Origin of the sequence: Corynebacterium sphenisci DSM 44792 (assembly GCF_001941505.1) — a bacterium.
Taxonomy (GTDB): Bacteria; Actinomycetota; Actinomycetes; order Mycobacteriales; family Mycobacteriaceae; genus Corynebacterium; species Corynebacterium sphenisci.
The window spans coordinates 303,367-316,523 of the sequence record NZ_CP009248.1 but is presented as its reverse complement, the minus strand read 5'-3'; the positions used below and the strand labels follow the sequence as shown (position 1 = coordinate 316,523).

Genomic DNA, 13,157 nt, shown 5'->3' with positions numbered 1-13,157 from the left:
CCCCGGCGCCGGCGCGCCGGCGGGGATCAGAACAGGCCCCGGGAGCCCAGCAGCCACCGGATCGGATCCAGGCAGCGGTAGGGGGCGATGCCCCGGCGGTCCAGGTGCGCCCCCTGCGGGGAGGCGCCCAACGCCGAGGTGGCGAAATGCCGGAACGGCGCCCCCGCCCGGGCGTAGCGCTCATCGAGGGTGTGCACCAGGTCCGCGGCGTCCAGGCGCAGCAGCATGGAGCGGATCTCCCGGTCCAGCAGCACCGAGTCCGCCGCATCGTGGTCCAGCCCGGTGTCCCGGCGGTAGGCGGCGCCGTGGTTGCCCATGATCCGGGCCCATTCGGAGTCCGGCACCCGCTCCAGGGCCTGCAGGGTGTCGAACTTGGACAGCGCCACCGCCAGCCGGGGCCGGTGCCCGTCGAGCACGGTGAGCAGGTTGCGCAGCACCCGCAGCGGGTCCCCGCCGGGTTCCTGGGCGGGCACCAGCCCGGAGAGGTAGCTGCGGATCTGCGGCACCTTCAGCGGGTCGAAGAGGAAGAGCACCTCATCGGCGTAGCGGAAGAAGGACAGCTGCCCCGGGTCGGCGGGCAGCTGCTCCAGGTCCTCCCCGGCGACGTCGCGCACCACCAGGTGCCAGGGCCGGCGCTCCCCGTCGACCTCCCAGGTGCCGAGGCTGAAGATCAGCGGCTCCCGCTGGTAGGCGTCCTCCGCGGCCATCCGCGGGGTCGGCGCCATCAGGCCCATCTCCTCGAACAGGGGCCGCTCGTAATGCTCCCGGTAGCAGCGCTCGGTGTAGTCGTCGACCGGGGCGAGCACCCGGCCATGGGCCTCGGCGAGCTGCTCCAGCTGCTTCACCAGCACCGCGATGTAGAGGCTCTTGCCGGAGGCGCGCGCCCCGGCCATGGCCACGCACAGGGTGCCGGAGCCGGCCCAGCCGGCGGGCAGCTCCCGCCCGGCGTGCTCGCTGCGGGCGGCCCCCGGGTCGGCCAGCGGCCGGAAGGTCCACGGGCAGCGGGTCAGGATCGGCGGGGTCATCGCGCCACCCCCGCCCCCGGCGCGGCGTCGGCGGCCGCGCCCGCGGCCGCCGCCGCGGCGATCGCGGCCACCGCGGCATCGGCGGCGGCCACCCGCCCGGCGTCCAGATCCGCGGCCAGCGCCTCGTCCACGGCGAGCACCGCCGGCGCCGCCCCCGGGGCGGCGGCGACCCGGGCCGGGTCCGCGCCGAGCACCAGGGCCACCGCCGGGGGCCCCTCCGGGTCGAGCGCCGGGGCGGCGTCGGCGAGCACCAGGGTCAGCTCCCCGGGATCCCGGCCGATGGCGCCGACCCCGCCGACCCGGGCGGCCCCGGCGGCCACCGCCGCGGCGATCTCCCCGGCGAGGCGGTCCACCGGCACCTCCCGCACCCCGGCGGGGTCGTGCAGGCGCACCGCGGCGATCCCCTCGGCGGCCCCGGCGGCGCCGATCACCACCGCCGCGGCGGCCGGCAGCAGCGCCGGCAGCCGGGGATCGGACATGGAGGCGGAGCAGTCCAGGTGCAGCCGCACCGCGCGCACCCCGCGGAGATCCGCCCGGCCGGCGTCGATCGCCGAGCGCAGCCCGGCGCGCACCGTCGCCGCCGGGCCCTCCAGCCGGCCGGAGCCGGCCGCCGCGGCGCGGATCCGCAGCTCCCCGCCGCGGCGGGTGATGGTGCCGGCGAGCACCTCCCCGCGGCCGTCCAGGGTGAGCCGGGGCAGCTCCACCGCCTCCGCGGCGGCGCTGCCCGGCCGGCCCCGGCCGAGCACCACCTGGGCGGCGCAGCCGGGCCCGAAGTCCCCGCCGCCGGCCGGGCGCAGCAGGATCTCCGCGGCCCCGGCGACGTCGATCACCGCCACCGTCGCCGGATCCACCCGGTTGGCGGTGGCCGCGCCCCGGATCTCCAGTTCGACGCCGCCGGTGCGGCCCAGCGGATGGGCCCGCACCCGGATCATCGCGCCGGCGGGCAGGGTGGCGTCCTGGCCCTCGGCGAGGGACTGCATGGTCATCCTTGGCTCCTGTTCCTCAGCTGCGCCGCGGCCCCGCCGCGGCGCCGGGCGATCCGCTCATGGGCGGCCAGGGTGCGCCGGGTCAGCCGGCACCGCCCGGCCGGGCCCGCCCCGGTGGCCGCGGGAACCGCGGCCGGCTCCGGGCCGCCGTACTCCAGCAGCAGCCGGCCGCCCCGGCCGGCCAGCCGGGCCAGCTCCTCCCGGCCCATCCAGTCCACCCGCCACCAGGGCAGGGTGTCCACCAGCTCGGCGTCGCCGCCGCGCAGCAGATGCAGCGCCGCGGAGACCAGCACCATCTCCTGGGCCTCCCGGACCAGGGGGTCGGCGCCGTCGCGGGGCAGCCGGAGCACCTCGCCGAGCAGGCAGTGCCATTGCGGGGCGCCGCCGGCGAGATCCACCAGCTCCGGGTCCGCGGGCAGCCCCGGCCCGGCGGCATCGAGGATGGCCACCAGCAGCCAGTCCGGGATCGCGGGCTGCTCGGCGAGGGCGGGCGCCGGCTCCGCGGGGTCCGCCTCCCCCGGGTCGGGCCCGGGGTCGCCGAACCACCCGTCCGGCTCCCCCGGCGGCGCCGCATCCGGGGCGGGCACCCCGGTGATCCGGGGGTCCAGCAGCGCCCGGGTCCCCGGGTCCAGCTCCGCCGCCGCGGCGGCCGCCACCCGGGGCAGGGCGGGCCCGGTCGCGTCGGCGCCGAGCTCCGCCAGGGCGCGCACCAGGCAATTCAGCCCGAAGGCGACCACCGGGGCGGTGAACTCCGGGGCCCCGGCGAGGAAGGGGTTCGCCCCGCCCGGGCCGGTCCCCGCCGAGGACCAGGGGTCCGCCGGGGCGGTCGCGCCGCCCCGCCGGGGCGGGGCGGTCACCGGGGTGCCGGCGCGCAGTTCGCCGAGCACCCAGGCGCCGATCAGCGCCCCCTGCGGGCCGGGCACCGCGAAATCGGCGGCGTCCGGCGCCACCCCGGCCGGCGGGGTGGGCAGCAGTTCCGCGGTGCGCTCCGGGATGCCCAGCCAGCGGGCCGGGCCGACCGGCAGCCCGGTGCCGGAGGCGATCGCCTCGGCGAGCTCCGGGGTGCCCGCCACCGCCTCGCGCAGCAGCCGGCGCAGCCGCGGACCGGGCCGCGGCGGCGGGCCCCCGGCCCCCGGGGCCAGGGCCAGCGCCGCGGCGCCGGAGTCGCGCAGCGCGCCCACGGTGCGCGCCGCCTCCGGGGAGCCGGGGCGCAGCGCCCCGGCGGCGGCCAGCGGCTCCAGCCGGGCGAGCAGCCCCGCCGGATCCGCGTCCGCCCCGGCCAGGGCCGCGTCCAGCAGCACCGGGCCGGCCGGGGCGATGAGGCCCTCCGCGGCGGCCGGCCGCGGGCCGGCGCCGAGCAGCGCGGCCAGGGGGCCGGCGACCGCGGCGGCGCGCTCCGGGTCGGCCAGCGCCGCCAGCGCCAGGAACCACGCCGGGTCCGCCCCGGCGGGGGTGTCCTGCCGGCCGCGGCTGAGCGCGGCGGCCTCCGCCGGCCCCGCGCACAGCTCGTCGACGAGGGCGGACCAGGCGGAGGCGGGCACCTCGGCGCCGTCGGCGAGCACCGTGGGCCGGCCGCCGTGCACCCCGGGCCGCGGCGGGTCGGCGACGTCGACCAGGCGCACCCCGGGCACCGCCGCGGCGGCCGCGGCGTCCCCCGGCGGCACCCGGGTCAGCCGGATCCCGTGGCGCACCGCGTCGGCCAGGCCGGCGGCGCGCTCCAGGGTGGAGAAGGTCAGCTCCCGGGCCGCCCGCGGCGAGGTGCACAGGTGCACCGCGGCGATCCACATCGCCGCCTCCTCCTCCGGGCAGGCCAGCGCCACCGCCTCCCCGTGGGCGAGCAGGTCCAGCAGCACCCGCAGCACCTCCCGGCGGTCCACCGCCGCGGGGGCGAAGATCCAGGGCCACAGCGCCGCCGGGTCGGCCAGCGGCCCCGGCTCGGGGGCGCCCTCCGGGGCCCGGGCGGCGTTGACCTCGGCGGCGCCGAAGGGCAGCCGCAGCGAGGGGCTGAACAGCAGGTCCGTGGGCCGGGCGGGGCGGGGGTCGCCCTCCCGGAACACGTGCACCTGGGTGAACACGTTGCCGGCGCGGCCGGTGCCGTCCTCCCCGGCGGGCGAGGAGAACCAGAACACCCGGTCCCCGCCGGGCCAGGGCGCCGCGGTCCACGCCATCCGCCGCTCCAGGGCGGCGACCTCCTCGGCGGAGGGGTAGCGGGGCACCGGCCGGATGCCGGGCGGCCGGGTGGGGATCCGCCCGCACAGCAGCCGGGCCTCCTCGGCGCCGAGGCCCCCGGCGCGCTGGCCCACCCGCCAGCCGCCGCCGGCGCCGGGCTCGCCCGGTGCGGCGAAGGAGGCGTAGGTGAGCAGTCCGACGTCCATCAGGACCTCCAGTTCTCCGGCGGCAGGTGCATCGTGTCCACCGCGGCGTCGTCGACGAGGATCCGGCGCGGCCCGGCCGCGGCCGCCGCCGCCGGGTCCGCCCCGGCCGCGGCGGGCCCGCCCGTGTCGCCGTCGAGGATGAAGGGGCGCAGCCACTGGCCGGGCCGCAGCCGGGAAAGCTCCCCCGCGGCGACCAGCCAGGCGGGGCCCGCGGCGGCGGCGTCGTAGCCGCCGGCGAGGGCGTCCGGGGCGAGCACGATCCCCGGCTCGGCCAGTGCCCGGCCGGTGCCGGCCTCCACCGGGGTGGTGCGCAGCACCCCCGCCCCGGCCTCGGCGGCGTCCTCCGGGCACAGCGGCAGCCGGGTGGGGTGGTGCACCAGCTGGAACCGGGGCGGATTGCGGTCCTCGGCGCCGGAGCACCAGAGCCGCAGCAGCAGCCCCCGCGGGTCCGGCTCCAGCCGCCACCGGTAGGTGCGCAGCCCCCGGTAGGCCAGCACGGTGGGCTCCGCGGCGGTCTCCCGCCCGGCGTAGATGCTGCGCGGGGTGAGCGTCACCGTGGCCCCGAAGGGGTCCAGGCGCAGCCGGATCCCGCCGGCCCGGCGGTAGCCGGCCTCGTCGAGCTCCCCGCGGAAGACCCGGTCGGCGGCGTCCGCGGCGCCCAGGGGCGCGGTCTCCACCTTCACCATCGCCGCCCCCGCCGGCCAGGCGAAGGTGATGAGCTGCCCGGCGCCGCGTTCGGCGAGTGCGGCGTCCCGGATCGGGGCGACCCGCTGCAGCACCCGGGTCACCCCCACCGCGGCCCGGCCGTCGACCACGGTCACCGGGGTGAGGTGCACCTCGTCGAGGCCGGCGGGCCACATCACCCGCTCATCGCGCTGGGCGCCCTCCGGGCCCGGGGCGTAGCTGCCCACCAGGTTCGCCGGGGCCAGGGCCGGATCCCGGGCCAGGGCCTCCTCCGGCACCTGCTCGAAGGACAGGTCCGGGGCGGGCGAGCGGTCCCCGAGGTAGATCCGCACCACCCCGGCGGCCGGGGCGTACCAGCTCAGCGCGATCCGGTCGTCCCCGCCGGCGTCGGTGAAGCGCTCGCACAGCTGCAGCTCCACGGCGGCGAGCTCCGCGGGCACGTGCACCTCGGCGACCCGGCCGCCGGCGGCGGCGACCACCCGGCGGCCCCGGAACTCCACCTCGGGCACCAGCCGGTAGCGCATCGCCGCCCCGCGCACCGGGGCCCGGTGCTCGAAACCGCGGGCGGTGACGCCCTCGGCGAGCAGGTTGCCGGGCACCTCCAGGGGGCCGGGGTCGGCGGCGGGGGCGGCGTAGACCCGGATCCCGGCGTAGCCGGGCACCGTCGCCCAGGTGCCCTCCACCACGCCCTGGGAGACCCGGGTGACGAACCCGGGCACCGGGGCCACCGCGATGTCCTCGCCGACCAGCCGGGGCTGCGCGTCGAGGGCGGCGCGCAGGTCCGCCCCGGCGTTGAGCCACACCTGGTAGTGCCGGAAGGCCACCCCCTCGCGCTCCGCCTCCACGTAGCCGTGGCCGACGGTGGTCAGCGCCAGCGGGCCCTCGTCCGGGTTCGGCCGGGCCTCCCCGTCGGCGGCGATCACCCGGTAGATCCGCACCGGCTCCGCCACCCCGGGCGGGTCCGCCCAGGTCAGCTCGATCCGGGCGCCGCCGGCGACCGGGCGGCGGCGCACCCGCACCTCGCCGATCGGCTCGGCGGCCCCGCCGAGGTACTGGGCGAAGTGCTCCCCGGTGGCGGGCAGCGCATCGGCCGGGTCCATCACCGCGGCATCGGCGGCGCCGCCGGCGGTGAGCTCGTCGAATTCGGCGACCACCGGGTTCACCGGCCGGGCCGGGTCCGGGGCCGCCGCCGCGGGCGCCGGGGCGGCCTCCCCGGCCGGCGGCTCCGCGGCGGCCTCCGCGGGCGGCTCCGCCGGGCGGCGGGCGGTGAACCCCGCCGGCGCGGGGGCCGGGGCGGGATCGGGCTCGGGCCCCCCCGCCGGGTCCGCGGCGCCGGCCGCGGGCTCGGCGGGCCCGCCGACCAGGCGACGGCGGATTTCCGCGGCGAGGTGCCGGTGCCGGGTGGGCAGCATCCGCCGGATGGTGCCCTCGTCCGGCTCCCCCTCCCGGATGATGGCGCGCAGGATGTACTCCGGCACCTGCGCGATCTCGCGGGTCAGCCCCTCGGCCTCGCCCATCGGCATCCGCCTCTCCCTTCCGCGCCGCCGGGTGGCACCCGGCGGCGGCCTACATCAGATCCTCGCCGAACTCCGGCAGCGCCGGGCCGGATCCGCCGGGGCGGCGGTGCCGGCCCCCGCCCGGCGGCGCCCCCGGTGCGGCGGAGCCGGGCGGCTCCGGCGGCCAGGGCCGCTCGAGCACCGCCCGCGCCGACTCCGCCGCGGCCGGGTCGGCGGGCTCGGCGGCGGCCGCCTCGGCCAACCAGGCCGCGTCGGCGACCCGGCCGTAGTGCACCAGGGTGAGGGTGCGCCCCAGGGTGCCCGCGGCGCCCTCGCCGGGGCCGCGGAACACGCCGCCGACCGCGGGGTCGACCTCGGTGCCGCCCCGGTTGACGCCTTGCGCGGCCAGCGCCGCCGGGGTGAACCGGGGCGCCGCGCCGGCGGCGCCGCCGTCCAGCCCGGCGAGCAGGTCCGCGCTGCCCCGGATCCGCTCCTCCCCGTCCTCCCAGCTGCGCAGCCGGGCGAGCAGCGGCCCGGCCGCCGCGGAGTCGGCGAGGGCGGCGATCGCCGGGGCCCAGGCCGCCTCCGCGGCCCCGCCGCGGGGCAGGTCCGCGGCGACCGCGCCCCGGGCGAGCCGGTCCAGGGGGGAGGCGCTGCCCGCCCCGGCCTGGCCGTAGAGCTGCCCGGGCTCCGGCACCCGGTCCCCGGACCGCTCCGCGGCCTCCCGGGCGGCGGTGAGCAGCCGGTCCACGGCGGCGTCCGCCCAGGCCGGGGGGAAGAGCCGGTCCCGCAGCGCGGACACCGCCCGGCCCAGCTCCGCCTCCTCGGCCACCGCCTCGGCGATCACCGCGGCCCGGGGCATCCCGGCCTCCGGGATCCGGGTGCCGCGCACCCGGGCGGGGTCGGCGCCGAAGGGCGCGGCGAGCGCCCGGCCGAGGATCGCCGACCACGCCTGGTGCTGGCCGTAGGCCAGCCCGGCGCGCTCCACATGGGCCACCGCGGAGACCAGGTCGCGGACCGCGGCCTCCTCCTCCGCGGCGATCCGGCGGGCGGCGGCGGCGCGTTCGAGGACCCCGCGCTGGGCGCGGGCGAACACCGCGAACCCGGCGCCGAGGGCGGCCAGGGTGGTCACCGCGATGGCGAGCAGCCCGCGCCCCCAGGACAGGGCCGGGCCCCAGTCGGCCAGCCGCGCCCCCGGGGCGATGCCGCAGACGATGAGGTAGATCAGCGCCGCCTGCAGCAGCGCCCAGCCGAGGGTGAGCCGGCGCAGGGTGCGCACCAGCCGGTCCCCGGCGGCCGGGTCCGGCTCCCCGAGCCCGGCGCGTTCGGCGCGGATCCGGTGCAGCCGCTCCCCGGCGGCGGCGGCCCGGTCCCGGGACTCCTCGACGAAGCCGGCGATCGCCTCCCCGGTGCGCCAGGCGAAGCTCGCCGAGCGGGCGGCCCGCCAGGTGCGGAAGTCCTCCCGCAGCCGGGCCACGGAGCGGTCCGTGGTCTGCCGCACCGCCAGATCCAGGGCCTCCCCGTAGGCGCGGGCCCCGTAGGGGTCGAAGGGGGCGATCCGGGTGCCGCCCAGGGAGTCGCCGAGCAGCGCGGTGAGCGTGGGATGCGCCCCGTCGAAGGAGTCGGCGACGTCAGGGACGGCCAGCGCGGGCCGGCTGAGCACCATCGGGTTGCCGTAGTGGTCCCGCGCCGCCGGGGCCTCGGCCCGGTCCGCGCCGTCGACGAGGCCCAGGGCCACCCCGGTCCAGCCACGCCATAGGGTGGCCAGCGCCGGGGGCGGGCCCACCGGCGCGGCCGGGTCGCGGTCCAGCCGCTCGCGCAGCGCCGCGGAGGCCCCGGTGAGTTCGGCGATGCCCTCCCGGCGGCGGATCCCGGAGTGATCGCCGCAGACCACCTCCACATCGGAGTCGGCCCCGTAGAGCGCGGCCTGCACCGCCCGGGCCAGGGTGGACTGGACCACGTGCACCTGGGCGGCGTACCAGGTGCGGGGGGTGCCGAGCACGCAGCGGGCGAAGAAGGCGAGGAAGCGGCGCAGCGCCCGCACCGCCCCGATCCGGGCGGGCGGGGCCGGCGGGGGCGGGGCGGGGGCGGGCACCAGGCGGGCCCGGGCCCGGTCCGCGAAGGCCCCGGCGGCGCGGGCCACCAGGTCCCCGTCATCGCCGCCGGCGACCACCCGGGCGCCACCGGGCAGCCGCGGCTGCGGGGTGGCCGCGCGCACGTCCAGGGCGCGGCGGCGCAGCCGGTCCTCCAGGTCGGCGACGTCGATCCGGCGGTGGTGCACCCGCACCAGGCGCAGCCGGCCGGGCCCGCCGCCGCCGACCGGGCCATCGGGGCCGTCCAGCAGCGGGACCCCGGCCGCGTCCGCCCACAGCCCGGCCAGCCCGGCCACCGCCGGGGCGGCGTAGCGGGCCAGCGCCGCCGGGCCGTCGGCGCGGTGCTGCTCCAGCACCGCGTCGCCGGGGGCGTCGGAGTCCTCCGGGGACAGCGCCAGCATCGTCCAGCCGGGCATCGCCGCCGGCGCCGCGGCGGGCAGCGGCAGCCGGGGCAGCACCAGGTGCACCCGGTGCGCGGCGGCCGGGCCGACCCGGTCCACCGCGTCGGTCCACGCCGCGGTCGCCGCCGCGTCCAGGGTGGACCCGGCCGCGTCCGGCTCGTCCAGGGCGATGAGCAGCACCCGCCCGGCGGCCCCGCGCAGCGCGTCGGCCACCCCGAGGTCGCGGGTCACCGGGTGCCCGGCGGTGATCTCGGTGAGCCGGCCGGCGCGGGCCGCCGCCGGGGTGGCCGGCGCCCACAGCACCCGGTGCACCAGGCCGAGGGCGGCCAGGTCGACGAGGTTGCCGCGGATCGCCTCCGGCCCGGGCCCGGCGCCGAGCAGGATCACCGTGTCCGCCATCAGATGACGCCCCCGCCGAGATCCGGCAGCTGCGGTGCGGTGTCCAGGTCATCGGCGGGGCTGGTCCACGGCGCCGCCGCCGGCTCGGCGGGGTTCTCCGCCAGCGCCTGGGCCTCGTCGAGGCGGCCGAGCAGCTCCGCGGCGACCTCGTCGACGTCGGCGGCGAGATCCCGGTACAGCGGCATCCGGGAGGCCGCCCGACGGTCGGTGACGTGGGCGAAGGGCCGGTCCTCCGCGGCGGCGCCGGGCAGCGCCGCGGAGCCGCGGCGGGGCAGGAACAGCGCCGCCTTCTCCCGGGCCCCGGCCAGCGCCTCCGCCAGGTGCCGGCGGCGCTCGCCGATCCCGGCGGCCCCGGCCGCGCCGATCCGGGTGCCGCCGTGGGCGGGGTCGTCGCCCTCGGCCAGCCACTGCGCCAGCGCCCGGGTCGCCGGATGCTGCACCGCCCCGGTGGTGGGGCCCTGGTCGCCGTCGTCGTAGAGCCCGCGCAGCAGCCGGTAGGGGCGCAGCGAATCCCCCGGCGCCCCGCCGGGCGGGGCGGTCTGCACCATGGCGTAGGCCAGCAGCACCGACTCGATCACCGCGGGCATCCAGTCCAGGGCGGTGCGGAAGTCCTTCGGCGGGGTGAGCATCGGGTGCGGGAAGGGCACCCAGGTGCGCGCCCGGTCGTCGTGGATATGCGCCGAGGCCTCCGCCCGGCCCCGGTCGGCGATGTGGATCCGCCCGGTGACCACGCCGATCAGCCAGCCGCCGACCATCGCCCGGCGCTCCTCCTCGGTGAGCGGCAGCGCCGCCGGCAGCGGCCGGGCCCGGCGCAGCTGCCAGAAGCCCTGCACCGCCCCGGCGCGGGCCGCCCAATCCTCGGCGATATGCGGGAACAGGGAGCTGAACACCACCGGGGAGTAGTTCGGGTAGGAGCCGAACACGTCGATCGCGAACACCCGCCGGTCGGTGGTGCAGGCCGCCTCGAAGGTGCCCAGGGTGGCGGCGTCGCGGTACCGGTCGCCGACCAGGATGGCCTCCAGCTCCTCCTTCGCCCCGGTGCCCTCGAAGGGGATCTCGGAGAAGTTGAAGTGGTACTCCTCCGCCCCCTGGCCGCCGTAGACCAGGCCGAGCATCTCGGTGCTCACCGCGGCCAGTGGCCGGGCCAGGCGCAGCGCCCGGGTGAAGGCGGAGCGCAGCCGGGCCACCCGCTCGGCGTGCTCGGCGCGGCTCTCCGCCGCCGCCGGGGACAGGTAGGTGCGCAGGTCCACGTCGATGAAGTCGCTGAAGGGCTTCGCGGGCCGGGCGATCCAGGCCCGGGTGCGCGCCATCAGCTCCGCGGGGCGCAGCCGCACCCGGAAGACCGCCGGGCGGGCCTCCCGGTCGGCGCCGCCGCGGGGGGCGGCGGCGAGGTGCCGGGACACCCAGCCGGCCCGGTTGCCGCCGGCCTCCCCGGTGGTCGGGGGGCACAGCGTGTCCGCCGGGGCGGGGGACCCGCCCTGGGTGTCCCAGCGCCCGGCGAGGATCTCGGCGGCCGCCGCCGCGGAGGCCTGGTCGGCGGCGCGCAGCTGCGGGTCGCCGGCGGCCATGGTGGCCAGCAGATGGGCCTCGTAGTCCGCGGCGAAGCGATCCACGTCGGTGATCACGATCTCGTTGGCGGAGCCGGCGAAGCGCTCGTCGATCCGCTCATCGGCGTCCGCGGGCCAGGCGGTGGGCTCCTCGGTGGCCACGTCGGCGAGGTGCACCGCGGCATCGCGGATCTGCCCGGCGCGCTCCAGGTCCCGGTGCGCCGACTCCAGCTCCCGGCGCAGCCGGACCAGCACCTCGGCGCGGAAGTCGGCCAGCGCCGGCTGCAGCCGGGCGGCCACCAGGCCGAGGTGGTGGGCGGCGAACTGGGCGCGGTAGACCTCGGCGACCTGGTCGGCGATCTGCTCCGCGGACTTCACCGTGCCGCGGCCGCCGAGCGGCTGCAGCAGCGATTCCAGCTGCGGCGGGGCGGCCACCGGGTCCCGGCCGCGCAGCCCGTCGACGTGGGCGCGCAGCGCCGGGGCGAGCCGCTCCTGGATGAGCTCGCCGACCCGGTCGATGAGCTCCTCGGCGTAGGGCAGGCCCAGGGCGGCGATGGCGGCCTCCACCTCGCCGATCACCGCGTCGGTGAAGTGGTCGGCGAAATCGCGGGCGATGGCGTAGGCCTCCTCGCCGAGGCGCTCGGCCAGCGGCGCCCCGGCATCGCGGATCCGGGTGCGCACCAGCGCGGCCCAGTCCGCCGAGCGCATCCCCTCCCCCGGCGGCAGCTGCCCGCGCAACCAGGCCGCGGCGGCGTCCCCGGCGGCGGCGGAGTGGTTGCCGAAGAGCCAGCCCAGCCAGGCGCCGACCTGCTCGGGGCCGAAGCCGGCGGCGAGATCCCGGGGCAGCCCCATCCGGTGCAGCGTCCCGGGCAGCCGCTCCCGCAGCCGCCGGTCCAGCTGCTCCTTGCCGGTGGATTCCTCGGCGGGGTCGACGTGCCCGGCGAGCAGCCGGTCGAAGGCGGTGCGGGCCAGCCGCTGCGCGGCGTACTCGGCGTAGCGGTCCCGGCCCATGGACAGCTGGGCGTAGCCCATGGAGCCCCAGGGCACGTCATCCCAGCGCACCTGCTCCGGGGAGGCCCAGCCCAGGATGGACCGGTCGCCGACCCGGGAGCCGGTGTTGGCCAGGGTGTAGGACTTGAAGTCGCCGGAGGCCTTCTCCGAGCTCATCAGGGCGGCCAGCGCCCGGGCCAGGCCGCGGAACACCGCGGTGGGGGTGCCGTCGCCGAAGCGGGAGCGGGTGCCGCCCATCCGGGCGCCGATCGGGAACAGCCGGCCGAAGGTGGTGTCCTGCGGGGCCCCGGCCAGGCCCATGGCGCGCATCAGGGCCACGTCGTGGCCGGCGCCGGCGCCGGTCTGCGCGGCGAAGGCCTCGCCGAACATGGCCAGCGAATTCGCCCACGCCCCGGGCATCCGGTCCTCGGGAATCGCCTCGAAGACCTCCGGGGTGAGCATGAACACCGCGGTGTGCGCGGGTTTGACCAGCGGCATCGCGGAGAGCAGGCGGGCGACGTCGAAGGCCATGGAGGCCCCGGAGCCGCCGGCCATGGAGCCGATGATGAGCACCACCGGCTGATCGTCGGCGGAGTCGGAGTGCCGGCCGGTGATCCGGTGGTTGAGCTCGTTGAGCTCGATGGTGGTCTCCACCAGGTTGAGCCGGTCGATGGCGGCGCGCAGGCCCTCGTGGATGGTCTCCAGGTGCTGGATGGTGAGCATCCGGCCGATCGCCCGGTACTGCCCGGCGCCGTCGCTGATCGGGGTGTTCAGGTGCTCCGGGTCCCGGGGCGCCCAGGTGGCGATTTCGCCGAGCGCCCCGCTGCGGGCCAGCTGGTGGCTGAGCCCGGCGTCGAAGCGGTTGTAGTGCAGCCGGTTGCCGATGGGGATGTACCGGCCCCCGGCCTGGGCGACGTTGGCCAGCCCGTCGGGGCCCGGCTCCGGTTCCAGGGGGACGTCGATGGTGACGAACTGCCATGCCGCGGGCAGTTCGGCGCGCTCCGGGTCGACCCGGCGCAGATGCGCCAGGAGCTGGTCGATCATGTAGGCCTGGGTTTTCGCGCCGGAGCCGCCGCAGCCGACCACGAGGTACTTCTGCATGACAATCCTTCCCTTCACCGTGATCCAGTATCGCCCACGCCCGGCCCCCGCGTGCGGGGG

At 79.5% G+C, this 13,157-nt stretch carries 6 protein-coding genes; all 6 read right to left on the bottom strand.

The features are described from left to right. Window positions 1–26: 26 nt before the first annotated feature. Genes CSPHI_RS01405 through CSPHI_RS01380 form a run of 6 tightly spaced genes read right to left on the bottom strand, consistent with a single transcriptional unit; the run spans window position 27 to window position 13,097 of the window. Window positions 27–1,025: a hypothetical protein gene (locus CSPHI_RS01405; protein WP_075691162.1), complete on the bottom strand. Its 999-nt coding sequence runs from the start codon at window positions 1,023–1,025 to the stop codon at window positions 27–29. After that, a complete protein-coding gene (locus CSPHI_RS01400) occupies window positions 1,022–2,011 on the bottom strand; it encodes a hypothetical protein (protein ID WP_157118442.1) in 990 nt (329 codons plus the stop codon). Before CSPHI_RS01400 ends, CSPHI_RS01405 begins: the two co-directional genes overlap by 4 nt. After that, the gene (locus tag CSPHI_RS01395) at window positions 2,008–4,386 is read right to left on the bottom strand and encodes a GAP1-N2 domain-containing protein (protein ID WP_075691160.1); all 2,379 of its coding nucleotides are present in this window, start codon (window positions 4,384–4,386) and stop codon (window positions 2,008–2,010) included. Before CSPHI_RS01395 ends, CSPHI_RS01400 begins: the two co-directional genes overlap by 4 nt. After that, window positions 4,386–6,593 carry a SaeA-related protein gene (locus CSPHI_RS01390; RefSeq protein WP_075691159.1) on the bottom strand — a complete coding sequence of 736 codons (2,208 nt, stop codon included), beginning with the start codon at window positions 6,591–6,593 and terminating at the stop codon, window positions 4,386–4,388. The genes CSPHI_RS01395 and CSPHI_RS01390 overlap by 1 nt, the downstream gene beginning before the upstream one ends. A gap of 43 nt (window positions 6,594–6,636) precedes the next feature. Beyond that, window positions 6,637–9,459: a hypothetical protein gene (locus tag CSPHI_RS01385; protein ID WP_075691158.1), complete on the bottom strand. Its 2,823-nt coding sequence runs from the start codon at window positions 9,457–9,459 to the stop codon at window positions 6,637–6,639. Next, complete coding sequence (locus tag CSPHI_RS01380) at window positions 9,459–13,097, bottom strand: tubulin-like doman-containing protein (RefSeq protein WP_075691157.1); 3,639 nt, start codon at window positions 13,095–13,097, stop codon at window positions 9,459–9,461. The genes CSPHI_RS01385 and CSPHI_RS01380 overlap by 1 nt, the downstream gene beginning before the upstream one ends. Between the last annotated feature and the right edge of the window lie 60 nt (window positions 13,098–13,157).